This is a genomic window from Micrococcales bacterium (assembly GCA_009784895.1).
In the GTDB taxonomy this organism is placed as follows: Bacteria; Actinomycetota; Actinomycetes; order Actinomycetales; family WQXJ01; genus WQXJ01.
In genome coordinates this window covers 1-23,755 of record WQXJ01000008.1, presented here as the reverse complement: position 1 = coordinate 23,755, position 23,755 = coordinate 1, and the positions used below count along the sequence as shown (strand labels likewise).

Sequence of the window (23,755 nt, the reverse complement as noted above, 5' to 3'; positions counted from 1 at the left end):
ATCGGCCGTTGGCGCCAGACACTAGGTCGGGGACTTGGTCCGCAAACCCACTTGTGCTGCCTGGCGGTCGGCTGCACCACCGGATCTGGGATCGGAAATGTCTGCCGGGCCATGTGCCTCAGCGGCCAGGGCGCTTGAAGCCAGCAGCAGCTTGATCCGGTTGAGCTGGTTGACCTGGCTGGCACCCGGGTCGTAGTCGATGGCGGCAATGCCAACCTCGGGGTGGCGGCGCATGATTTCGCGGAACATGCCCTTGCCGGTGACGTGGTTGGGCAGGCAGGCGAAGGGCTGGGCGCAAATGACCGAACGCACGCCGGATTCGATCAACTCCAAGACCTCGGCCGTCAGCAGCCAGCCTTCACCGGCTTGGTTGCCCAGCGAGGCCACCGTTTGGGCCTCGCGCACCATGGTCGGCATATCGCCCGGACCAGCGAAGTCAAGCTCGGCTCGCTCCAGGGCGTGGCGCACCGGAGTCCGGTAACGCTCCAAGAACCGGCGCAACCAGCGTTTGAAATACTGGGATTTGCCGCCCACTCCCAGGTTGGCGTAATTCCATTCCGCGGCGTACATGCCGTTCAGAACAAATTCCATTAGCCCTGGTAGAACCGCTTCACAGGCTTCGGATTCGACCACGTCAACGACGTCGTTATTGGCGTAGGGGTGGAATTTGACCAGGATTTCGCCCACAATGCCGACCCGCGGTTTGCGCGGTTCGCCCCTCAACTCCAGGCTGTCGAAGGCGTGGACGGCGTCTTCAACCAGCGCCCTGAAGGTGCCAACACCGGCCATCAGATGGCGCCGAGCCGTGGCGTCCCACTGCCAGTAGAGCGCCATGGCCGCGCCGGTTGTGGCCTCATATGGCCGAGTCCGCAGCACCAGGGTCTGCAACAGGTCGCCCAGCACAATCGCCTTGATGGCCCGGTGGGCCAGCGGCAAGGTCAGCTTGAAACCGGGGTTGGATTCCAGGCCCTGGGTTGACAGCGCGATCACCGGCACCTGGGTGTAGCCGGCCTCGAGCAGAGCCTTGCGCAGCAGCCCGGTGTAGTTGGTGGCCCGGCACATGCCGCCGGTCTGAGTAATTAGCACCGAGGTGTTATCCGGGTCATAGCGGCCCTGCTTGAAGGCGTTGACCAGCTGGCCTACCACCATCACGGCCGGGTAGCAGGAATCGTTGTTGACGTGGGTCAGGCCGGTTTCGACATCCTGGGCGGTGGTCTGGTGCAGCACCTCGACCCGGTAGCCCGAACGCCTAAAAGCGGCCTCCAGCAGCGAGAAATGCACCGGTGCCATTTGCGGGGCAATGATGGTGTGCTCGGCCTTCATCTGCTTGGTGAAAAGGCGCCGCCGGTGGGCGTATGAGTTGTCCGATGCCGGCCCGGCCAGTTCGACCCGACCCTCGCCTTGGTCTTGGGCGGCCTGGGTAGCCTCGGTTGCTGGCTGTCCGGTTGCAGGCAGATCGGTCGCTGAGAGTCCGGTTGGTGACTGCTCGTTGGCCTGCTGCTCGGCCCGGGCCCGTTTGGCCCGCTCGGCAGCCGCGGCGGCCAGCGAACGCAGGCGGATGCGGGCCGCGCCCAGGTTAGACACCTCATCGATTTTGAGCACGGTGTAGACCTGGCCGTGCGCTTGCAGGATCTCCGCCACCTGGTCGGTGGTGATGGCATCCAGGCCGCAGCCAAACGAATTCAGCTGAACCAGTTCGACATTGTCCAGGTGTGTGACGGCTTCAGCCGCGGCGTAAAGGCGCGAATGGTAGGCCCACTGGTCACGGGACCTGAGCGGGCGCTCGACCTGGCCCAGGTGGGCGACCGCATCTTCGGTCAGCACCGCCATGCCCAAGGAAGTGATCAACTCGGGAATGCCGTGGTGGATTTCGGGATCAACGTGATAGGGCCGGCCAGCTAGGACCAAAGCCGTGACGCCGTTTTGGCGGCAGTAGTCCAAGGCGTCCTCGCCGGCCTGGCGCATATCAGCGGCGAAGGCTTCTTGTTCGGCGTAGCCAGCCTTGACGGCGGCCTGGGCCTCTTCAGCGGTGACATCCCATTTGGCGAAAATCTCGACCACCCGTTTGGCCAAGTGATCCGGCAGCGCCAGGTTGACAAATGGGTGGATGAACTCGACCTGGTCGGCAGAGCCGGTCCTAAGGGCAGGGATGTTGTTGGAAATGACCTGCGGGTAGGAGGTGACAATGGGGCAGTTGTAGTGGTTGTCGGCGCCCTCGACCAGGTGGCGTTCGTAGCTGACCGAAGGGTAGAAAATGGTCTTGACGCCGCGGGAAATGAGCTGCTCAATATGCCCATGTACCAGTTTGGCCGGGTAGCAGATGTTTTCAGAGGCGATCGAGTCCATGCCGGTCTCGAACAGCTCGTGGTTTGACCGGCCAGAGGTGATGACCTTGAAACCCAGCTTGGTCAAAATGGTGAACCACAGCGGATAGTTCTCATACAAATTGAGCGCTCTGGGTAGGCCGATGGGGCCGCGGTGGGCGGCTTTGTCGGTTAGGCGCCTGTAGGAGAACAGCCGGCTGTATTTGGTGGCATAGAGGTTTGGCAGGGTTGTGCCAGGACTGCCCGGCTCAGCCCCGCGCTCGCAGCGGTTGCCGCTGACGTGGCGGCCGCCATCGCCAAAGGTCGAAATGGTGCACTGGCAGTGGTTTTGACACAGCTTGCAGGTTTCAGTGGCGGTGGCGACGCTGATCTGTTTCAGCTCGACCGGACTGAGCAGTCGCGACGGCTGGCCTGGTTTGAAGCGGGCTTTGGCGATTAGGGCCGCGCCAAAGGCGCCCATCAAGCCGGCGATATTTGGCCGGATCACCTCTAGGGAGGTGACCAGCTCGAAAGCCCTGAGCACGGCGTCGTTGAGGAAGGTGCCGCCTTGGACCACCACGCGTTCGCCTAGCTGACCGGCGTGGCGCAGCTTGATGACCTTATACAAGGCGTTGCGGACCACGGCGTAGCTCAGCCCGGCCGAAATATCGCCAACCGAGGCACCTTCTTTTTGGGCCTGTTTGACGGCCGAGTTCATGAAGACGGTGCAACGCGAACCAAGGTCTGGTGGGTTGAAGGCCGCCAAGGCGGCCGCCACGAAGCCATCGAGCGGCAAGTTGAGCGATTTGGCGAAGGTTTGAAGGAATGAGCCACACCCAGAAGAACAGGCCTCGTTGACGCAGATCGAATCGATCACGCCGTCTTTGATCGACAGGTACTTCATGTCCTGGCCGCCAATGTCGATGACGGAGGTGACTGCCGGCTCGAGGTGCTCGGCCGCCCGGTAGTGGGCCATGGTCTCGACTTCGCCTTCGTCGACGTGCAAGGCGGCCCGGATCAGCGACTCACCGTAGCCGGTGACACAGCTCTTGGCGATGATGGCCTGACCGGGCAGCTGTTGGCGGGCGTTGGCCACGATCTGGGCGGCCGCCGCGATTGGGTCGCCGCCGTTTTCGGCATAGTGGGAGAAGACAATCCGATCCATCGAGTCAATCACCACCGCCTTGATGGTGGTCGAACCAGCGTCAATGCCCAAGAAACAGGTACCTTTGGCGTGCCTAGTCTCGACCATCGGCACATTGGCGGCGGCGTGGCGCCGGTCGAAGGCGGCCCGGTCGTTGGCTGTGGCAAATAGCGGCGCCAAGTGCCCGGCGCCGCCATTTCTCAGGTCGAGCCGCCTGGCCTTGGCTTCGAGGCCGGTCAGGGACTCGTCCTGGTTGGTGGCACTGAGGGCGGCCCCATAGGCCACGGCCATATGGGCGTCAGCCGGCGCAACCAGCTCGCTGACCTGGTCGCCCAGAGCCCGGCCAAAGGCGGCCCGCAGTTGGGGCAGGAAATGCAGCGGCCCTCCCAACAGCACCACCTGGCCGGTGATCTTGCGACCACAAGCCAACCCGGCGATGGTCTGGGTGGCGACGGCTCCAAAGATCGAGGCCGCCAAATCGCTGTGAGCGGCGCCATCGTTCAACAGCGGCTGCAAGTCGGATTTGGCAAAGACGCCACAGCGTGAGGCAATCGGATAGAGCGTCTTGTATTGCGAGGCCAAAGCGTCCAGCCCGGCCGCATCGGTCTTCAGCAAGGTCGCCATCTGGTCAATGAAGGCGCCAGTGCCACCGGCACAGGTGCCATTCATACGTTGTTCTGGGACCGCTCCAAGGAAGGTGATCTTGGCGTCCTCACCGCCCAGTTCGATGATGACGCTGGCCTGGGGTGCAATCACCTGAACGGCCGCGGTCTCGGCCAGGACCTCTTGGACAAATCCGGTTCTCAGGGCCTCGGCCACACCCAGCCCGGCCGAGCCGGTCATGGCCACCGCGGCCTGAACCCCACCAAAACGCTGGGCCAGTTCGCCCAACAGTTTGGCTAGCTCGATGTGAATATCGGCGTGGTGGCGTCGGTAGTCCTCGAAAACAACCTGTTCGCCGGCCAGCAGTACCGCCTTGATAGTGGTCGAACCGATGTCGACGCCAAGACGGTACTTCATGGCGCCTCGCCCAGGAGGTGGTGGCTCGAAGCGGGCGAAACCAGGGCCATGCCGCAATACCTCCTCTGGGATTGTCCTTTCCAGCAGGCTATCCCAGCCAGCACCAATAGGCCAAGCCGCCGCCTCCGGCACCATCGACATGAACACCTCGATGATGCTCTTGGATCGACCTGAACACCTCAATGATGCTCTTGGATCGACCTGAACACCTCGATGATTCGCCCGGATCGACCTGAACGCATCAATGATGCCCGCGGATTGACATGAACACCTCGATGATTCGCCCGGATCGACCTGAACGCATCAATGATGCCCCCGGATTGACATGAACACCTCGATGATTCGCCCGGATCGACCTGAACACCTGGATGACGGTGATTCCGACCCACCTGGGCAAAGACCTGAGGTCTGTCATCGAGGCGTTCATGTCGATTTGCCGCTGTCATCGAGGCGTTCAACTCGATTTGCCGCTGTCATCGAGGCGGTCAACTCAATCTGCAACGGTCAATCAACCGTTCAACTCAATCGTTGGTGGAAGCAGCGCCACCAAGTAGAATTAGCACTCCCATGTCCCGAGTGCTACCGGAGGCCAGATCACCATGTTGGACGCCAGGCGCCTGAAGGTGCTCCGCGCCATCGTGGAGGACTACGTATCGACCCGGGAACCGGTTGGTTCCAGGGCCCTGGTTGAGCGGCACAGCCTCGACGTTTCGCCGGCCACTATTCGCAATGACATGGCGGCTCTGGAGGAAGCCGGGCTAATCGCGCAGCCGCATACCTCGGCCGGCCGGGTGCCAACCGACGCCGGCTACCGAATGTTTGTCGACCAATTGGCCACCGTCAAACCACTATCAAAAGCTGAGCGCCGGGCCATCAATGCCCTACTAGACGGCGAGTTGGACCTTGACCAGGTAGTAGAGCGGGCCGTGCGGACCTTGACCTTGCTGACCCACCAGGTCGCCATGGTCCAATACCCCTCCTTCGGGTCCTCGACTCTGCGCCACGTTGAGCTAATTGGGCTCGAACCGGATCGCTGCCTGGCGGTCATGATTGCCGAGACCGGCCGGGTCGAACAGCGGGTCGTCCATTTGCCGGTCAACCTTGACCGCGAGGCTGGCCTGAAACTGCGGGTCAGGCTAATGGAGGTAGCCGCCGGCCGCCGGCCGCAGCAGGCCATGACGGAACTGGACGCCTTGCCAGGTGAGTTCCCGCCGGCCCAACGCCCGGCCGTGGCGGCAATTGCCCAGGTGGTCAAAGACACTTTGCAGGAAGGCCAGGCAGATCGGGTCGTCATGGCCGGAACCTTCAACTTGGCCCGGTCCAGCCCGGACTTCGACGGCTCGATCCTGCCGCTACTCGAAGCCATCGAAGAACAAGTCGTCCTGCTCAAACTGTTAGGCGAACTGGTGGCGGACACCGGCCAGGTGGCCATCAGAATTGGCAGCGAGAACACCCATCCGGGTTTGCTGCAAGCCTCGCTGGTAACCGCGCCCTATGGCCAGGGTGAGGCAGTGGGACGCATCGCCGTGCTGGGGCCCACCCGGATGGATTACCCTGGCTCGATTGCGGTGGTCCGCGCCATCGCCTTGTATCTGTCACGCATATTGGCCCAATAAGGACAGTTAGGAATCTGTGAAGGACTACTACGCCACGCTGGGGGTGCCCCGCACCGCCACCCAAGAGGAAATCAAGCGGGCCTACCGCCGCCTCTCCCGCGAGCTTCACCCCGATGTGGCCGGCGCCACCGAAGGCGCCGAGGAGCGCTTCAAAGAGGTCAACGCCGCCTATGAGGTGCTCTCCGACGTAGACAAACGCGAAATGTTTGACATGGGCGTTGACCCTCTGGCGCCTGGTGGCGGCGGTGCGCCCGGTGGCGGTTTCCCATTTGGGCAGGCCAGCGGCTTTGGCGGTTTTGGCGACCTGTTCGAGACCCTGTTCAACGCGGCCGGCGGCGGGACCGGGCGGCGCGGTCCGGCCTCGCGGGTGGCGCCCGGGCGTGAACAGTTGGAGCGGGTGTCGATTGATTTGGCCGATGCCGTATTTGGGCTACAGAGGGAGCTGACCTTTTCGACCTTCCTGGCTTGCGGCAGCTGTCATGGCAACGGCTGCGCCCAAGGCGCCAGCCCCGAAACCTGCCAAGCCTGTCAGGGCCGGGGCGCCCGCGAGCGGATTGTCCGCTCTTTGTTGGGCGATATGCGCACAGCCGAGGTCTGCCGCCAATGCCAGGGCTTTGGCGATTTGATCACCCAGCCCTGTCCCGAATGCTCTGGTCATGGCCGGGTCACAGGCACGCGTACGGTCAGCCTGGAGATCCCGGCTGGGGTTGACACGGGCAATCGGATCCGGCTGGCCGGTCAGGGCGAGGCCGGGCCAGGTGGTGGTCCCAACGGCGATCTCTTCATCGACTTGGTAGTCAAACCAGACCGCGACTTTGTTCGCCAGGGCGACGATCTGCATTGCGCTTTGCGGCTGCCCATGACCGCCGCGGCCCTTGGGGCTGGGCTTGAGATCAACACTTTTGACGGGCCTCAGGCCGTCAACGTGCCGCCGGGCACCCAACCGGGCGAGATGATCAAACTTGACGGACTTGGCGTGGGTCACCTGCGCGGCCGGGGCCGGGGAGACCTGTGGATTGTGCTTCAGGTCGAAGTGCCGAAAGACTTGGCCGAACCTCAAGCAGAGTTGCTGCGTGAATTGGCCCGCCAACGCGGCGAGGAACGGCCGGAGGCGGTGCTGGCCAGCACCAGTCCCGGCTTGTTTGGCCGGCTCAAGGACAAGCTGCAGGGCAAGTGACTGACGCAGTCTTTTTGACCGCCCAGGGCGCTGACTTGGTACCCGGCCAAGTGGTGGAATTGGATCAGGCCGAAGCCCACCACGCCGGTGCTGCCTTCAGAGCCCGGCCCGGTGAAACGGTCGAAGTGGTCAACGGCTCTGGTCTGCGCGGCCAAGGCGTGGTCGAGGCGGTGGACGGCGGCCGGGTGGCGGTGGCAATTGGCCAGGTGGTAGCCGAACCCCCACCGGCCGTAGAGCTGACACTGGTCCAGGCCCTGGCCAAACACAAACGAGACGAACAAGCCATCACGGCGGCGACCGAGTTAGGGATCGACCGGGTTGTGCCCTGGCAAGCGGAACGCTCGGTGGTGCGCTGGCAAAACGCCGACAAAGCCGAAGTGGGCCGGGCCAGGTGGCAGGCGCTGGTACGGGCGGCCAGCAAAGTGGCCCGGCGGGCCTACCTGCCGCCGGTCGAGCCGCTGGTGATCGAAGCCGGCCTGGTGAAAGTCCTATCCGCATTGGGCGGCACCACCTTGGTACTACACGAGTCAGCCCAAATACCGCTGACCGCCTGGGCGGCCAGTTGGACAACCAGCCCAAGCCACCGGATCAACTTGGTGGTTGGGCCGGAAGGCGGCCTGTCCAATGGTGAGGTCGAGATTCTTGGCGCCCTGGCCGGTAGCCAAGTGGTGCGATTGGGTCCAAATGTGCTGCGCACCTCGACCGCCGGGCCAGCCGCCCTGGCCGTGGTTTGTGCCTTGGTTGGCCGGTTCGACCATTAGGGTGGTGTTATGTCGATGCCGTTGGACTGCCTGTTCTGCAAAATCGTGAGTGGCGAAGTCCCAGCGGAGGTGGTTGCCCAAAATGACCGGGCCATCGCCTTTGCCGACATCAACCCCCAGGCACCGGTGCATGTCTTGGTCATCCCGCGCGAACACTACGCCGACGTGGCCGCCCTGGCGGCAGCCGATTCGACCGCCCTGGCTGATCTGGTCTCCTTGGCCCAGCAAGTCGCCCTGGAGGCGGCTGACGGCCAATTCAGGTTGGTTTTCAACTCTGGTCCCCAGGCCGGCCAAAGTGTCTACCACGTCCACGGCCATGTCATTGCTGGCGCCAGACTTGGATGGACGCCTGCGTGAAGCCAGATAGCAGAGCCGTCGAAGGCCCCGGGCAGGTTCTGCGCACCATCAAGGTGGCTCGCCCAGAGGTCATGATGGGGTTGCTGGGCCGGGCCGATTCAACCCTGCAAGCCATTGAACAGGCCTGTCAGCCAGCCGATGTTCATGTGCGCGGCGACGTTATTTCTGTCAGGGGCGCGCCCGGTGTGGCCGATGCCGCCACGGCCTTGGTTTCAGAGCTCCTGGCGATTTTGGAGCGGGGTGGGACGGTTGGCCCCAGTGACGTACCAACCGTGGCTTCGATGCTGGCTCAGGCCCGCACCGGCCAAGATACCCCGCCGCCAGCCCAGGTTTTGACCCAGTCAATCTTGTCTTCGCGCGGCAAAACAGTTAGGCCCAAGACCTTGGGCCAAAAACGCTACGTTGACGCCATCGACCAGCACACCATCACCTTTGGCATTGGGCCGGCCGGCACTGGCAAGACCTACTTGGCCATGGCCAAAGCCGTGCGCGCCCTGCAAGACAAGCAGGTCAACCGCATAATCTTGACCCGTCCGGCGGTCGAGGCGGGCGAGCGTCTGGGCTTTTTGCCCGGCACGCTGGGCGAGAAAATCGACCCCTACCTCAGGCCACTACACGACGCGCTGCAGGACATGATGGAGCCGGACCATATCCCGCGTCTGATGGAAGCCGGCACTATCGAGGTCGCCCCGTTGGCCTATATGCGCGGACGGACTCTGAATGACGCCTTCATCATTTTGGACGAGGCCCAAAACACCACGGCCGAACAAATGAAGATGTTCCTCACCCGCCTGGGTTTTGGCGCCACCATGGTAGTGACAGGTGACGTCACCCAGACCGACCTGCCCGGTGGGGTGACTAGTGGGCTGCGCACCGTACGCGAGATCCTGCGTGGTATTGACGATCTCGCTTTTGTCGAGCTGACCAGCCGAGATGTAGTACGCCACCGCTTGGTTAGCTATGTCATCGAAGCCTGGGCGGAACACGACCTGCGCCGCAGAGGCAAGCGTGGCGATTGACGTTCTGAACGAAACCACCACCCAGGTCGATGAGACTGAGTTCATGGCTCTGGGCCGGTTTGTCCTAGACGCCATGGGTGTGCACCCGCAGGCTGATCTGGTCATTTCGCTGATTGACGCCAAGGCTATGGCCGAGCTGCACCAGCGTTTCCTCAATGAGGAAGGCCCCACCGATGTTTTGAGTTTCCCGATGGATGAGCTCAGGCCCGGCTCCGGCGAGCAGTCCGGCCAGCCCGGTGTGCTCGGTGACGTGGTGGTTTGCCCCGAAGTGGCGGCCCGCCAGGCCCAGGAACTGGGCCACTCGGCCACTGAGGAGATGCTGGTGCTAACGGTGCATGGAATTCTCCATTTGCTCGGCTTTGATCACGCCGAAGGCGGCCAACACGACGCCATGTTCGCCCTGCAGCGCAAGTTGCTACTGGCCTTCTTGGCTTCCAGATAGGCCGCGGGCGCAGCGATGAGGCTCCAATGGTGGCTGGTGGTGGTCTGGGCAGTGGCCACGGGGGTCCTGGTGGTAGCGGTCATCTCAGCCTTGGCCGCCTCAGCCGTGGGCCGGCGCTGGTTGACCGGCTCGGCCGGACCGGCGCCCGGACTCGAAGGTCACAGCCGGCTGTCAACCCTGGCTACGGCCTTGGCCAGGCCATGGCTGGCGCTGGCACGCGGCATCGGCGCCTCGCAATCCCAAGGCCTAACGGCCGAGCAGCTAGCCGAACTGGTCGAAAACGTCTCCACCACCGAAGAAATCGAAGACGAAGACCGCGAAATGTTGTCCTCCGTGGCCCAGTTGGGCCAGCAGCTGACCCGCGAACTAATGGTGCCGCGCACCGAAGTGGTGGCGATTGAGGCGGATAAGCCGCTGCGCAAGGCCATGAGCTTGTTTTTGCGTTCGGGCCATTCGCGTGTGCCGGTAGTGGGGCCAGAGGGTTTGGACGATGTGCGCGGCCTGGTCTATCTCAAAGACGTCGCCTTGGTGATGCAGGCTCAGGCCGATGCCGCCGGCTCGCCGGTGGCCGATCACTGCCGGCCGGTGGTTTTTGTCCCAGAATCAAAACCGGCCGATGACCTGCTGCGCGAACTGCAAGCCATGGGCACTCACATGGTCATGGTGGTCGACGAATACGGCGGTGTGGCCGGCCTGGTGACACTTGAAGACGTGCTGGAGGAGATCGTTGGCGAGCTGACTGACGAACATGACCCGACCCCGCTCGAAGCCACCGACATGGGTGACGGTTTTTGGCGGGTGCCGACCCGCTGGGAGCTGGACCAGCTGGGGGAGCTGTTTGACCTGGAAATCGACGACGAAGACGTCGACACGGTGGGCGGTTTACTGGCCAAGGCGGCCGGGCGCGTGCCCATCGCCGGCACCAAAGTCGAGGTCAGCGGCCTTGAACTGGCGGCCGAGCGGTTCGAGGGTCGGCGCAAACAAGTCTCAACTGTCTTGGCACGGCGGTTGCAGGTGGATCCGGCGGCCGGGCAGTGAGCGAATTCAGGTCCGGCTTCGCTGCCATTGTGGGCCGGCCCAACGTGGGCAAGTCGACTCTAGCCAATGCGCTGGTGGGCCAGAAAGTGGCCATCACGTCTTCGAAACCGGAGACCACACGCGGCGCGATTAGGGCCATCATCCAGCGGGATGACGCCCAGGTGGTCTTGGTCGACACCCCCGGGCTGCACCGCCCTAGGACCGAGCTGGGTTCGCGCTTGAACGACATGGTTCACGGAGCTTTGGCCGATGTCGACGCGGTCGTGGTGGCCCTGCCGGCTGACCAGAAGATTGGCCCGGGCGACCGTTTCCTACTTGGTGCGGTGCCAAAGGGGCTGGCCACAGTGGTGGTGGTGACCAAAGTCGACAAGGTCTCACCGACTGGGCTGGTCGAAAAGCTGACCGAGGTCGACGCCGCCGTCTCGCCGGCGGTGGGCGCAAATCGCCCGCCGGCCAAAGCGCGGCCAGCGGGCTCAGGTTCCGGCCCCCAGAAAAAGCCGGACGAGACTCTCCGCGGCCGGTGCGCCGGCATCGTGCCTGTGAGTGCGGTCAAAGGCAGCGGCCTAGAGGAACTCGCCTCAGTTCTGACCGGCTTGATGCCGCTGGGTCCAAAGTGGTACCCCGAAGACCAAGTGACGGACCAGGACTTGGCCGTGCGCCTGGCCGAGTTGGTGCGCGAGGCCGGTCTAGAAGCCATGCGGGACGAACTGCCGCATTCAATCGCCGTGCTGGTCGAGGAGATTGAACGGCCTGAGGGCCCGGGTGTGACGCGGGTTAGGGCCTCGCTCTTTGTCGAACGCGATTCGCAAAAGGGCATCGTCATTGGTCACCGTGGGTCGCGGCTCAAGGCCATAGGCTCGGCCGCCCGGCCTGGAATCGAAGCCCTGATTGGCGGCAAGGTTTTCTTGGAGATCCACGTCAAAGTGGCCAAGGATTGGCAGCGCGACCCCAAAGCCCTGCGCCGCCTCGGCTTCTAACCACCTCCTAGCCCATCGCCTGCCACCCCTGACCAGCCCCTGACCAGCTGTTTTGCCGCGAGGTTGAGCTTTGGCATGATCCGGCTCTGACCAGCCCCTTTCCCGCGAGGTTAGGTTCTGGCATGAATCTGGCATTATGCGAAAGCTCGATCTCGCGGGGGAGGTGGTTTCGGTCTCGCGGGTGGAGGTGGTGTCCGGTGAGTGGGCAGTGCCGGGAAAAACGAGATCAAGGCGGGACGGGCGGTAATACTTGGGCGCATGGGGCACTTCGATTTGCCGTCGCCAATTCCGAGCGCCGGCATCAAGGTGGTGCTGGATACGCCGGTGGCGTTGGCTGGGCTGGCCTATCCGGCCAGCTACCCCGGATACTTGATAGAAGCCTGGCGGAAAGGGGCGCTCAACTGGATTACTGGTTTGGCTCAGTTGAGCGAAATCGAATGGGTCGTAGGGCGCATTTGCGGCAGGCGGCTAGCCGGGCCAAGCCCGGAGATGCTTTCCGGGCTGCTGCGACTTTTCACCACTGCAGTTGAGCCAGGGCCGGTTTTCGACCCTCAAACAAGAACCCCATGGGACGCCATGCTGGTCAGCCTCCATCTTGAAGGCGCAGCCAGGCGCATCGTGACCTCGTCAACCAGCCTGTTGGCCCTGGCAGACCGATACCCGGTGGTGACGCCCAGAACGCTTTGGCACGAGCTCCACGACGATCAGTGCTGAAGAACCCGGCAACGATGCCGTAAACGGGTTGCCAGTGCTGGTGTTCACGCCACATGTCCGGGCACGGGGGGGGCGAGGCCGCGGCGCCCTGACCTGCTGGGCCGAGCCGCGGCCAGGCCATAGGATTTGGGCGTGGCACTACCGAAGTGGCGGGTGCGGCCCATGCCCGGTCGCACGGTGCCACAACGGCCGGAGACAGCCATCGAAGGCGGTCCTGAACTGCCCAAACACGAAGCGATTGAAGAACTGGCGCGCCTTGACCTGGACGGAGTTGCGACCATCGTGGCCGTCACCCGGCCTGGGGCAAAAGGCCGGTTTCCGGTTTTGGTTTTCCATCACGGCGCCGGCACCGGCAACCACACCGCCTACAGAGAACACAGCCTGATCCTGGCGGCCATGGGAGTCGTCTGTCTCACGCCGGATAAGAATCTTCAGAAGTACTCCACCTTCAACCGCGACTACCAGCACATGGCCAGACAGTACGTTGACCTGGCCCAGTGGGCCAGGCGCCAACCTTGGGCCATGGAATCATTCACTGGCTACTACGGTGAATCAGAAGGCGCTTGGACGGCCGAGGTCTCCGCCCGGCTCGACCGCGAGGCCGGCCTGATGGTGCTGGTTTCCTCACCGGAAGTGACGCCTCGCCAGCAGGCCTTCTACGCCGCCTCGACCTACCTGATGTCGGTGGGCGCGCCGGCCCCCTTGCTTGATGCGGCTGTGCGATTCGTAGGCGCAACAATGCCGCCAGGCACAATGGGCTACGGCGACTTTGACGTTACCGAATACCGCCAAGACCTGACCATGCCGGTATTCATGGCCTTCGGTACGGCCGATCTTTCGATGCCAATAGATCAAGCCGCGCAGCTGGTCCTAGACCAGGCCCCCGGGCCAGTCACAGTGCGCTACTACGGCCAAGCCAACCACGGGCTGAGGCAAGGGCGGGACCAACGACTGCTGCCGGACTTCTTCTTGGACCTGGCCACCTGGATTCAGGCGCTTTGCCAAGAAAACCTTCGCGCCGGCATCGGCCCACAGATTGCCGGTTCGCCACCAGACCAGCCGTTCTGGGTAGACCAGGTGCCCAAGGCGCCGGCCGTGTTGTGGAGCGGGGGCGCGGCGGCAACGGCTCTGGCCGCGATTGGGACCAGCTTCGCCAGGGGCGAAGGCACACCCGGCCGGCGCCGAATCTTCACTGCGTTCCGCCTGGGCACACTGGCCAGCTTCGCCGGCTACGTCGGCTATTTGATCATGGTGGTCCAACTGGCGGCCAACTATCGCCAGGTTCCTTGGGCCGTCAAACTGGGCTACCGCGCGGTCCAAGCCAGCGGCCTTTTGACAGCCCTAGCAGGGACGATGGCGGTCCGCCGGGCTCGCCGCGACGGCGGTCGCCTAGGCGCGGGGCTGGCCGGCGGGGCCCTAGTGCTGGCACTGTTGGGCTACTGGGGTGGGCTGGGACGCCTGCGCCAAGCCAGGCTAGACGAAGCCGGCCCCATCGACCTGAGCTAGGCCAGGGCGAGACCGGTCAAAGGCATGGTCAGATGCGACCTCAGCGGTTGGCGTAGTAGGGTAGGCGGCACTATGCGCAGTTTTAGCCTGCTTCTGCCCAGCCGCGACGGGGCCTAAACGGACCGGTTCCCCGCCGCGGTGGTTGTTCTGCCCGGTCATGCATCCTCACATCAGACCAACTCAGCAGAAAGCGGCAGCACATGAATGCCAAAACCAAAACAGAAATGCCTGTGCACAAATACAAGCCCTTTGCCACAATCGACCTGCCTGACCGCCAGTGGCCCAGCCGCTCTATCACCAAGGCGCCGCGCTGGCTTTCGACCGATCTGCGGGACGGCAATCAGGCTCTGATTGAACCGATGGACCCGGCCCGCAAGCGCAAAATGTTCGACCTGTTGGCCCAAATGGGCTACAAGGAGATCGAGGTCGGTTTCCCCAGCGCCTCGCAGACCGACTTCGACTTTGTGCGCTCGCTGGTGGCTGATGACGCCGTGCCACCGGACGTGACTTGTTCGGTGCTAACCCAGGCCCGGACCGATTTGATCGACCGGACTATCCAATCCATAGTTGGGCTGCCACGGGCAACGGTGCATTTGTATAACGCCACCGCGCCGCTGTTTCGCCAGGTGGTTTTTCGGGCCGACAAGGCCGCTACCAGGGAGATGGCCGTCAGCGGCACCCGCGATGTGATCGACTACGGCGCCAAATACCTCGATGACGATGTGGTTTTTGGCTACCAGTACAGCCCGGAGATCTTCATCGACACCGAACTCGACTTTGCCTTAGAGGTTTGCGAGGCGGTTATGGACACCTGGCAGGTGGGGCCCGGCCGGGAAATCATTTTGAACCTGCCGGCCACGGTCGAACGGGCCACCCCCAACGTCTATGCAGATCAGATCGAATGGATGGGCCGCCAGCTGAGCCGGCGCGAGCATATCGCCTTGTCGGTTCACCCCCACAATGACCGCGGCACCGCTGTGGCCAGCGCCGAACTGGCCATTATGGCTGGCGCTGATCGGGTCGAAGGCTGCCTTTTTGGCCAAGGCGAACGTACCGGCAATGTTGACCTGGTGACCCTTGGCATGAATCTTTACACCCAGGGGATCGACCCGGGTATCGACTTCCGCGACATTGACCACATCCGGCGCACAGTTGAGCAGTGCAGCCGCATGGAGGTTGACCCGAGGGCGCCTTATGGCGGCGACCTAGTCTTCACGGCCTTTTCCGGCTCACACCAAGACGCCATCAAGAAAGGACTTGAAGCCCGCGAGGCCAAAGCCGTCGCTGCCGGCGTCGATGAGATCGAAATGCCTTGGGAGGTGCCCTATTTGCCGGTTGACCCACGTGATGTGGGCCGGACCTACGAGGCCGTTATCCGCGTCAATTCGCAAAGTGGCAAAGGCGGTGTGGCCTACTTGGTCAAATCGGCCGGACATTTGGACCTGCCACGCCGGCTGCAAGTCGAGTTCTCGCGTGTGATCCAGGCCCAGACTGACGCCACCGGCCAAGAGATGACCGCTGATGAGTTGTGGCACGCCTTCGAGGACGAGTTCCTGCCGGCCGACCAGGCCAACGGGCTTGAGCCGTGGGGCCGGTTCGCCTTCACCGGCCTAAAGCAGCTTTCGGCCCAGGCGGGGGAAACCCAGGTGCGCACCGAGGTGTCCGATGCCGGGACTCGCCTGAGCCTTCAAGGCGTCGGTAACGGCCCAATCGACGCTTTTGTGCGCGCCTGGCGCGATGCCACCGGTATCGATGTGGCGGTCTTGGACTACTCCGAGCACGCCTTGTCGACCGGAGGCGACGCCTCGGCCGCGGCCTACCTCGAATGCGAGGTCGAGGGCCAAACCTTGTGGGGCGTTGGTATTGACCCGTCAATCACCAGCGCCTCGTTCAAGGCCTTGATCAGCGCCGTCAACCGCGCCCTGCGCTAGGGCCGGGGTCCAGGGGGCCGATCCCACCCAGGCCGGCACCTTCACCGGCGAGGTCGAGGCCTGGCATAAGCTCGTGCCAAAGCTCGGTCTCGCTGTAAAGGAGCTGGTCAGGGGTTGGTCAGGGACTAGTTTATGCGGAAGCTCGACCTCGCGAATTGAGGGGCGGACCGGTGCTGGTCAGGGGCTGGGTTCAGACTTGGGCGCCGGCCACGTCGATGACGTTAAGGCCCATGACCCGCCAGGCAGCTAACAGGTCCTGGTCGCCCGCAACTGCCACCAGATGGTCGGCTTGAAGCGCCAGGGCGGTGGCTGCGTGGATGGCGTCATAGCCGCGCAGAGCGTGCTCCAGGGCGAGGGAACCGGCGCGGTTGGCTATGCTGCGATCAGGCATGACGAGGTCTAGTTCTTCAAGTCTGGTCTCTAACAGCTCGAGTGCTTGGCTGTGCTGTTGTCCCGTCAGTCGCCCCAGTCGCAGCGCCTGGGCTAGAGCAGCGTGTGCCTCGGCCACGAGCAGGATCGAGGAGATTCGCACGTCGCAGGCCTGCCAGGTCTGCGCGCATGGCGGGCTGGAGGGTTCGGCTATGACCAACGGCACCACGGCTGAGGTGTCAAAATAGCCAATCACCGGCGCTGTTGTCTCACCAAGTCGGAGACTGTGCCCGCCGCCGCCACCGGGGCGGCCAGGCCGGTGGGCTGCCGCGGGGCAGGCTCAATCAGGCCTTGGGCCAGCAGGCGCTCGTAGGCGGACTGTCCGGCAACGGGGACTAGGCAAGCCACGGGCTTGCCGTGCTCAGTCAACGTGTAGGTACGCCCGGCCTTGACGTCCTCAATGTAGTCAGACAGCTTGGCCCTCAGTTGTCGCAGGCCAACGGTCGAGGCGGGTTGGTTTGTTACAACAGTAGGCATGCAATAAGTGTACACCGTGCTCTGCACAGGCTACTGTTGTCCCCGCCCCTACGGAATGATGCGGAAGCTCGACTTCGCATGTGTTGGTGCTGGTCAGGGGCTGGTTTGTGCGGAAGCTCGACCTCGCGAACTGAGGGGTGGACCGGGGCTGGTCAGGGACTGGTTTATGCGAGGGCTCAACCTCGCGCACTGAGGGGCGGACCGGCGCTGGTCAGGGGCTGGTCAGACTTGGGCGCCGGTGTCGTCGTCCTCCGGGTCGCGGCGGTGAGGCATGCGCCAAATCAGGAAGGCGCCGCCGCCCACGGCGGCGGCCAGGCCCATCCAGGCCACGATTGGATCAAGGGCCGGGCGGACAATGGTCCAGACCACCGCCGTCAGCACCCCGCCCACTAGAGCAATCCAGCCCAGGGTCAGCCCAGGGTCGCCGCCCAGCACCGGCGGGGCCTCGGGCGGCTCGAAATGCTCTTCTACCTCTGGAGCTTCCCAATCCCGCGGCCCTGCCAAGGTGGGTTCAGGAGGAAAGCCCGCTTCGTCATCGGACAAAACCTCAGGCCCTAACTCGACTGGCATGGCATGGTGGATGGTGCGCTCTTGAGCGCTTTGGGTCAGGTCAGTTGGGAGATCCCTGGCTAGTTCTTCGGCCAGCTCGCGCCAACGCTGCTCGAAGGACTCAGGGCCGTCCAAATTGCGCTCGCTCACAGGTTTCACTCTAGAGTGGTCTAGACGTTCAAAGTCGAACCGAGGGGAGGCGGTGTGTTCTACTGGCTGGTCAAGGCAGTGGTAGCCCCCTTCATGCGGGCGGTCTACCATCCCTGGTCACGCGGCACTGAACACATTCCTTCCAAAGGTCCAGCCATTCTGGCCGGTAACCACCTAGCTGTCATCGATTCGTTTTTCTTGCCAATCCTGGTTCCCAGGCGTGTCTATTTCATTGCCAAGGCGGACTACTTCACCGGCAAGGGTGTCAAGGGGCGGCTGGTAGCCGGTTTCATGCGTGGATTGGGCATGATCCCGGTCGACCGTTCCGGCGGCAAGGCGGCCTTGGCTTCGCTCAACCAAGGGCTACAGGTGCTTCAGAGCGGGCACCTATTCGGTATCTACCCGGAGGGCACACGCAGCCCTGACGGGCGCTTATACCGGGGAAAAACCGGTGTTGCCCGCTTGGCCATTGAATCAGGGGCGCCGGTTATCCCGGTCGCCATGATTGGCACTAACTTGGCTCAGCCGGTGGGCAAGCGGATCCCCAAACGGGTCAGAATTGGGCTGGTTATTGGCCAACCGCTGGACTTTTCGCGCTACGCCGGGCGGGAAGACGACCGCTTTGTCTTGCGATCAGTCACCGACGAAATCATGTACGCCCTAATGGAACTGTCCGGCCAGGAGTACATCGACGTATATGCCGCTACCATGAAGGCACGTCTGGCCGCCGGGGCGCCGGCGCCAGAAGCCGAATCAATGCCAATCGCGCCCGGTGGACGGCCGCGTCCGGCAGGCCTTGAAGCGCCAGAGCCGCCTGACACGCCGCCCGCCAGCGAAGACCCAAACCCCAAGGCCGGCGCGGCCGGTCCCGAGCAGGAGTGATAATGACAATCAAACGAGTAGCACTATTGACTGCCGGCGGCTTCGCGCCGTGTCTCTCAAGCGCCGTTGCTGGGCTCGTGGAGCGCTACACCGAGGTAGCACCCGAGGTCGAGATCCTGGTTTACGAATACGGCTATCACGGATTGCTGACCGGCAATTCCTACACCCTGGGAGACGAGGCCAAGGCCAAGGTCGAGACCCTGTACAACTTTGGCGGCAGCCCCATCGGTAATTCCCGCGTCAAACTGACCAACGCCGCTGACCTGCAACGCCGCGGGCTGGTGGCGGAAGGCCAGGACCCGTTGGCGGCGGCCGCGGAGCGCCTTAGGACCGACCACGTCGACGTGCTGCACACCATTGGCGGCGATGACACTAACACCACCGCCGCTGACTTGGCCGAATACCTGCACCAGCACGACTACGAAATGGTCGTGGTGGGCCTGCCCAAGACCATCGACAACGATGTCATCCCGATCAAGCAGTCTTTGGGGGCTTTTACCGCCGCGGAACAATCTTCGCTATTCGCGCAGAACATCATTGGTGAGCACCGCTCCAACCCGCGCATGCTGATTGTCCATGAGGTCATGGGCCGGGGCTGCGGTTGGCTAACAGGCGCCGCAGCGGCCGAGTATCGTCGCTGGTTAGGCGAGCAAGACTGGAATCCGGCGCTCGGATTGACGAAGGAACGCTGGGACATCCACGGTGTCTACATCCCCGAAATGGAAGTCGATCTTGACGCTGAATCGCGCCGCTTGAAGCAGATCATGGATCGTATTGGCAACGTCAACATTTTCCTGTCTGAAGGCGCCGGCGTTGAGACCATTGTCAGGGAGATGGAAGTCTCTGGCCAAGAGGTAGTACGCGATCCGTTTGGCCACGTCAAGCTGGACATGATCAACCCCGGCAGCTGGTATGCGCGGGAGTTTGCCGAGCGGATTGGCGCTGAGAAGACCATGGTCCAGAAGTCCGGCTACTTCAGCCGCTCGGCCAAGTCGAATGAACGCGACCGCAACCTGATTAAGCTAATGACGGATTTGGCTGTCGATTGTGCAATTGAGGGGACTAGCGGCGTCATAGGCCATGACGAAGAAGGCGGCGACAAGCTAAGCTGCATAGCGTTCGGACGCATCAAGGGCGGCAAGGCCTTTGATACGACGAAGCCGTGGTTCCAAGACCTCCTCGAGGCGATTGGGCAGCCACACTAGTCAATCGTTGTCTCTAGGGATCTGGCGGGCGTCGCCAGGTCCCTAGAGGCGCCATGTAGTGCGGGAGTTTGGCATGGACAAGGCTGGCCCGGAGGATCAGCCCCAGGAAAGGACCGGCCCGGAAGGGCCGGTTCAGCCTGCCGATCCAGCCGCGACCGCGCCGGCCCAGGATCAGGCGGCCAGTAACGTGCCCGATGCCGCAACCCCCGCGAGCTTAGGCGCTTCGGCTGGCCAGTTGCCACCGGAGGCGAGTCCCCAGGCTAGCCAGGCGGCAGATCAGGAACTGCCCGAGCATGAGCTAACCGCCGAGGCCGCCATGGCCGAGGTCGTCATGCAGACCGAGTTGTCAGCTGAACCCAAGGACAGGCCTGACGAGCCCGAGGCAACTGGCGGCGAAGCGCCCAGTTCGGAAACCGATACCGAGGTTGGGCCAACCGGCACCGACACCGAGGCAGCGACTGATGAACCTGAGGCAACTGGTGACGATGCGCCCAGTTCGGAATCCGATACCGAGGTTGAGCCAACTGACGGCGACACCGAGGCAGCGACTGGTGAACCTGAGGCAACTGGCGGCGATGCACCCAGTTCGGAAACCGGTACCGAGGTTGCGGCAGCCGAACCTGAGCAAACTGGCGGCGATGCACCCAGTTCGGAAACCGCCACCGAGGTTGAGCCAACCGGCGCTGACACTGGGCTAGCGACTGGTGAACCTGAGGCAACTGGTGACGATGCACCCAGTTCGGAAACCGCCACCGAGGTTGAGCCAACCGGCACCGACACCGAGGCAGCGGCAGGCGAGCCTGAGGCAACTGATGGCGATGCACCCAGTTTGGAAACCGAAACCGAGGTTGAACCCGCTGGCGGCGACACCGAGGCAGCGGCAGGTGAGCCTGAGGCAACTGATGGCGATGCACCCAGTTTGGAAACCGAAACCGAGGTTGAACCCGCTGGCGGCGACACCGAGGCAGCGGCAGGTGAGCCTGAGGCAACTGATGGCGAAGCGCCCAGCTCGGAAACCGAAACCGAGGTTGAACCCACTGACGCCGACACCGAGGCAGCGGCAGTCGAACCCGAGGCAACTGATGGCGAAGCACCCAGTTCGGAAACCGACACCGAGGTTGAGCCCGCTGGCACCGACACCGCGGTTGAGCCAACCGGCGCTGACACTGGGCTAGCGACTGGTGAGCCTGAGGCAACTGATGGCGACGCACCCAGTTCGGAAACCGACACCGAGGTTGAACCCACTGACGGCGACACCGAGGTTGAGCCAACCGGCACCGACACCGAGGTTGAGCCAACCGGCGGCGACACCGACGCAGCGGCAGGCGAACACGAGGCAACTGATGGCGATGCGCCCAGTTCGGAAACCGACACCGAGGTTGAGCCAACCGGCGCTGACACTGGGCTAGCGACTGGTGAGCTTGAGGCAACTGGACCCGAAGCAGCCGAACCAGTGGCTGACGAGGCCAGAGCCAAAGGCGAGCTTGTTGCGCCCAAGCCAGTCGACGAGGCCACGACCGAGACTGATGAGCCACAGACCGAGGTCATCGCGCCGGTGGCTGCCGCAGGCGTCGACGAGCCAGCCAAGGCCGGGCCAACCGAACCAGACGACGGCGGGGCCAAGACAGAGGTTCTCCAGGCGATACCCGATGTCGAGGTGGCTGAGCCCACCGCCGCAGAAGCCGTGGCCGAAGAGGTCAAGGCTGAACCAGCGGCCATAGAGACTGAGCCGGCCGCACCGTCAACACCAGTGGCCGGCCTTGACACGGCCGGCCCGGCCACAGCGATACTGCCGCCGGAGGCAAAGCCTGTGGCAGCGTCCGAGCCAACCACCCACCCAACTAGGGCTGACCTGGCCAAGGAACAACCGGCATCGGGCAAGAAGGCTGCCAAAGAAACCCGGCGAGCCAAGAAGAGGGCCAAAAAGCCCAAGCGCCGCCGCGGGAGGAAGATTGCCCTAACCCTGGTCATTGTGCTGGTCCTGGCCACTGTTGGCGGCGCCTACGGGGCCATCCGCTTCTTCGAAACCAGGGCTAACCCGGGCGTCACCTTGGCCGGCCTGAGCGTGGTCGGCAAGTCCAAGGGCGAGGTCACCAACCTGGTGGACAGACTGGAAAACAACTTCCAAATGGAGTTCACCGACGGAAAGAAAAAGGTCACCGGCTCCGCCAAACAAATGGGCGTCAAGTTCGACCAAGCTCAAACCGTGTCGAATGTGATGAGGGCGGGCAAAGCCCTGGCGCCCTGGTTCGCCATCAACCCGTGGAGCGAGAAACCGGTCGCGCTGGTGGCGACGGTCAACCAGGTGGTCTTACGCGACTTCCTCGACGCTGAGTTTGTCCCAGCTGAAGACGAAGCGGTCAACGCCGCCGTTGAACTAACCGAAGACGGCACAGCCTTTGAGGTTGTGGCCGGCAAAATTGGACTTGGCGTCAAAGTTGAGCCAGTCGTTGAGGCTTTCAAGGTGGCGCTGACCGGCCAGGCCAACGGCGCCCACCGGATCGAGTTGATTGACGCCCCGCCCATGATCAGCGATCAAGCGGCCGCCAAGGCGGCTGAAACGGCCAACGCTGACATGGCTCTGGCCATCACGTTTACCTCAGAGTCCTGGGACGCCGCCGTGCCCAGCTTCACCGTGCCCCCGTCCACTATTGCCGAATGGATGGAGATCACCCCCAGTGAAGATGGCCGCGAGCTGAATGTCGGCTTTGACCAGGCGGCGGTCGAGCGAGACCTACCGGAAATGCTCGACCAAACCATTGGCAAGCCGTCCCGGCCGCAAATCACGGTCACGCGGCCGGATAACGGCGAGGACATAGGCGTTAGCCAATGGGGCCTGAATGGTTACATCGTCTCTGGGACCGACGCTCTGGCGGCCCAGACTGTGGCGGCGCTGGACACTTCGGAGTCGATCACAATACCGGTTGAGCTCGAAGAAGATGGTTACGTCGAGGAACGTCAAGAGGCGCCTAGTGACTTCGACGTTCCAGATGGTTCCCCTTGGGTCGATGTCAACCTGTCGACCTTTAGGGCTACGACCTACCGTGGCACCACTCCGATCAACTCATACATCATCTCGACCGGTCGCAGCTCCATTGGCCACGGAACCCCTTCCGGTACTTTCTACGTCTACATGAAGTACGAATTCCAGATCATGAGGGGGCCGCCCTCTGATCCTTATGAGGCGCCCACCAACTGGGTGTCGTATTTCAGCGGGGGAGTGGCTTTCCATTCAGCCCCGTGGAACGAGCCGAACGGCTGGGGCATGGAGGTCTCGCACGGCTGCGTCAATATGCAGACCTGGGCGGCCAGAGAGATGTTTGACTTTGCCCCAGTTGGCACCAAAGTGGAGGTCCACCACTGAGCCGCGCCTGCTTGGTCTGGGGTCTGACCGCCTGGAGGGCGCTGTGAGGTCGCCAGTGAAACACCTGGCGGCGGCAAGGCAGGGCCAGGGCGGCTAAGCTTGCCGGCGATGGATCTACACACCTCGCCCGCTGACTTGGACTCCTATCAGCGCTTCCCGGCCAGCCAGCAACCGCATTGGCCCAGCGAAGACGAGCTGACGGCTGCCACCGCGGCCCTGGCGGCCCAGCCGCCCTTGGTCTTCGCCGGCGAGGCCGACGAGCTGACCGAGCGACTAGCCAAAGCCCAAGTTGGGGATGCTTTTGTGCTGCAAGGCGGCGACTGCGCTGAGAACTTCACCGAGGGTCAAGCAGACAGGATCTCGAAAAAGATCCGAACCATTTTGCAGATGGCAGTGGTGTTGACTTACGGCGGTTCGCTGCCCGTGGTCAAACTTGGCCGGATAGCCGGGCAATACGCCAAACCGCGTTCTGCTGACACAGAGACCCGTGACGGCGTCACCTTGCCGGCCTATCGGGGCGATGCCGTCAACGCTTACGCTTTCACCGAGGCGGACCGCCGCCCCGACCCCTGGCGCATGGTTGAGGCCTACCACCATTCAGCCTCGGCCCTGAACTTGGCCCGGGCTTTCACCAAGGGTGGTTTTGCCGATTTGCGTCGGGTCCAGGAATGGAACCGTGGGTTCACAGACAACC

Annotated in this window: 20 protein-coding genes; 16 read left to right on the top strand and 4 right to left on the bottom strand. The window is 63.2% G+C overall.

The features are described 5' to 3' along the window. Positions 1 to 21 precede the first annotated feature (21 nt). Positions 22 to 4,467, bottom strand: a complete 4,446-nt coding sequence (locus tag FWD29_02545) for an acyl-CoA dehydratase activase-related protein (protein MCL2802826.1) — start codon at positions 4,465 to 4,467, stop codon at positions 22 to 24. 368 nt (positions 4,468 to 4,835) lie between these two features. Here FWD29_02545 and FWD29_02540 point away from each other — a divergent pair, with 368 nt between their 5' ends. The 12 genes from FWD29_02540 (at position 4,836) to leuA (ending at position 16,005) form a co-directional block, all read left to right on the top strand. Beyond that, complete coding sequence (locus FWD29_02540) at positions 4,836 to 5,021, top strand: hypothetical protein (GenBank protein MCL2802825.1); 186 nt, start codon at positions 4,836 to 4,838, stop codon at positions 5,019 to 5,021. Between the two features lie 45 nt (positions 5,022 to 5,066). After that, on the top strand, positions 5,067 to 6,083 hold the full coding sequence (gene hrcA, locus FWD29_02535; GenBank protein MCL2802824.1) for a heat-inducible transcriptional repressor HrcA: 1,017 nt from the start codon (positions 5,067 to 5,069) through the stop codon (positions 6,081 to 6,083). Between the two features lie 16 nt (positions 6,084 to 6,099). Next, positions 6,100 to 7,260: a molecular chaperone DnaJ gene (gene dnaJ / locus FWD29_02530; protein MCL2802823.1), complete on the top strand. Its 1,161-nt coding sequence runs from the start codon at positions 6,100 to 6,102 to the stop codon at positions 7,258 to 7,260. Further along, positions 7,257 to 8,021 (top strand): 16S rRNA (uracil(1498)-N(3))-methyltransferase, encoded by a 765-nt coding sequence (locus tag FWD29_02525; protein MCL2802822.1) that lies wholly within the window; start codon positions 7,257 to 7,259, stop codon positions 8,019 to 8,021. Before dnaJ ends, FWD29_02525 begins: the two co-directional genes overlap by 4 nt. 15 nt (positions 8,022 to 8,036) lie before the next feature. Continuing rightward, complete coding sequence (locus tag FWD29_02520; GenBank protein MCL2802821.1) at positions 8,037 to 8,378, top strand: HIT domain-containing protein; 342 nt, start codon at positions 8,037 to 8,039, stop codon at positions 8,376 to 8,378. Between the two features lie 38 nt (positions 8,379 to 8,416). Beyond that, complete coding sequence (locus FWD29_02515) at positions 8,417 to 9,397, top strand: PhoH family protein (GenBank protein MCL2802820.1); 981 nt, start codon at positions 8,417 to 8,419, stop codon at positions 9,395 to 9,397. Next, positions 9,387 to 9,839 carry an rRNA maturation RNase YbeY gene (gene ybeY, locus FWD29_02510; GenBank protein MCL2802819.1) on the top strand — a complete coding sequence of 151 codons (453 nt, stop codon included), beginning with the start codon at positions 9,387 to 9,389 and terminating at the stop codon, positions 9,837 to 9,839. Before FWD29_02515 ends, ybeY begins: the two co-directional genes overlap by 11 nt. A 15-nt stretch (positions 9,840 to 9,854) precedes the next feature. Further along, the gene (locus tag FWD29_02505) at positions 9,855 to 10,877 is read left to right on the top strand and encodes a hemolysin family protein (protein MCL2802818.1); all 1,023 of its coding nucleotides are present in this window, start codon (positions 9,855 to 9,857) and stop codon (positions 10,875 to 10,877) included. Further along, on the top strand, positions 10,874 to 11,854 hold the full coding sequence (locus FWD29_02500; protein ID MCL2802817.1) for a GTPase Era: 981 nt from the start codon (positions 10,874 to 10,876) through the stop codon (positions 11,852 to 11,854). The genes FWD29_02505 and FWD29_02500 overlap by 4 nt, the downstream gene beginning before the upstream one ends. Before the next feature lie 201 nt (positions 11,855 to 12,055). After that, a complete protein-coding gene (locus FWD29_02495; protein ID MCL2802816.1) occupies positions 12,056 to 12,568 on the top strand; it encodes a hypothetical protein in 513 nt (170 codons plus the stop codon). 132 nt (positions 12,569 to 12,700) lie between these two features. After that, positions 12,701 to 14,074: a PhoPQ-activated pathogenicity-related family protein gene (locus FWD29_02490; protein ID MCL2802815.1), complete on the top strand. Its 1,374-nt coding sequence runs from the start codon at positions 12,701 to 12,703 to the stop codon at positions 14,072 to 14,074. Positions 14,075 to 14,274: 200 nt separating this feature from the next. Beyond that, entirely contained in the window at positions 14,275 to 16,005 is a 1,731-nt protein-coding gene (leuA, locus tag FWD29_02485) for a 2-isopropylmalate synthase (GenBank protein ID MCL2802814.1), read from the top strand. Between the two features lie 190 nt (positions 16,006 to 16,195). Here leuA and FWD29_02480 read toward each other — a convergent pair whose 3' ends face one another. From FWD29_02480 to FWD29_02470, 3 genes are all read right to left on the bottom strand, one after another. Beyond that, positions 16,196 to 16,630 carry a type II toxin-antitoxin system VapC family toxin gene (locus FWD29_02480; protein ID MCL2802813.1) on the bottom strand — a complete coding sequence of 145 codons (435 nt, stop codon included), beginning with the start codon at positions 16,628 to 16,630 and terminating at the stop codon, positions 16,196 to 16,198. Continuing rightward, positions 16,627 to 16,911, bottom strand: coding sequence for a type II toxin-antitoxin system prevent-host-death family antitoxin (locus FWD29_02475; protein MCL2802812.1), 285 nt, complete (start codon positions 16,909 to 16,911; stop codon positions 16,627 to 16,629). The genes FWD29_02480 and FWD29_02475 overlap by 4 nt, the downstream gene beginning before the upstream one ends. A gap of 222 nt (positions 16,912 to 17,133) precedes the next feature. Then, complete coding sequence (locus tag FWD29_02470; protein ID MCL2802811.1) at positions 17,134 to 17,610, bottom strand: hypothetical protein; 477 nt, start codon at positions 17,608 to 17,610, stop codon at positions 17,134 to 17,136. A gap of 54 nt (positions 17,611 to 17,664) precedes the next feature. On the opposite strand from FWD29_02470, the gene FWD29_02465 reads away from it, so the two are divergent. The 4 genes from FWD29_02465 to FWD29_02450 form a co-directional block, all read left to right on the top strand. After that, the gene (locus FWD29_02465; protein MCL2802810.1) at positions 17,665 to 18,492 is read left to right on the top strand and encodes a 1-acyl-sn-glycerol-3-phosphate acyltransferase; all 828 of its coding nucleotides are present in this window, start codon (positions 17,665 to 17,667) and stop codon (positions 18,490 to 18,492) included. A gap of 2 nt (positions 18,493 to 18,494) precedes the next feature. After that, positions 18,495 to 19,697 carry a pyrophosphate--fructose-6-phosphate 1-phosphotransferase gene (locus FWD29_02460; protein ID MCL2802809.1) on the top strand — a complete coding sequence of 401 codons (1,203 nt, stop codon included), beginning with the start codon at positions 18,495 to 18,497 and terminating at the stop codon, positions 19,695 to 19,697. Between the two features lie 58 nt (positions 19,698 to 19,755). Further along, positions 19,756 to 23,061, top strand: a complete 3,306-nt coding sequence (locus FWD29_02455) for a L,D-transpeptidase family protein (protein MCL2802808.1) — start codon at positions 19,756 to 19,758, stop codon at positions 23,059 to 23,061. A 108-nt stretch (positions 23,062 to 23,169) separates the two neighbouring features. Then, on the top strand, positions 23,170 to 23,755 hold a 586-nt coding region (locus FWD29_02450), incomplete at its 3' end, for a 3-deoxy-7-phosphoheptulonate synthase (GenBank protein MCL2802807.1).

Coding starts and splice junctions, on each gene's coding strand:
- FWD29_02475 (MCL2802812.1), bottom strand. CDS start 16,911: ATGCCTACTGTTGTAACAAACCAACCCGCCTCGACCGTTGGCCTGCGA.
- FWD29_02505 (MCL2802818.1), top strand. CDS start 9,855: ATGAGGCTCCAATGGTGGCTGGTGGTGGTCTGGGCAGTGGCCACGGGG.
- leuA (MCL2802814.1), top strand. CDS start 14,275: ATGAATGCCAAAACCAAAACAGAAATGCCTGTGCACAAATACAAGCCC.
- FWD29_02540 (MCL2802825.1), top strand. CDS start 4,836: ATGACGGTGATTCCGACCCACCTGGGCAAAGACCTGAGGTCTGTCATC.
- FWD29_02520 (MCL2802821.1), top strand. CDS start 8,037: ATGCCGTTGGACTGCCTGTTCTGCAAAATCGTGAGTGGCGAAGTCCCA.
- FWD29_02545 (MCL2802826.1), bottom strand. CDS start 4,467: ATGAAGTACCGTCTTGGCGTCGACATCGGTTCGACCACTATCAAGGCG.
- hrcA (MCL2802824.1), top strand. CDS start 5,067: ATGTTGGACGCCAGGCGCCTGAAGGTGCTCCGCGCCATCGTGGAGGAC.
- FWD29_02460 (MCL2802809.1), top strand. CDS start 18,495: ATGACAATCAAACGAGTAGCACTATTGACTGCCGGCGGCTTCGCGCCG.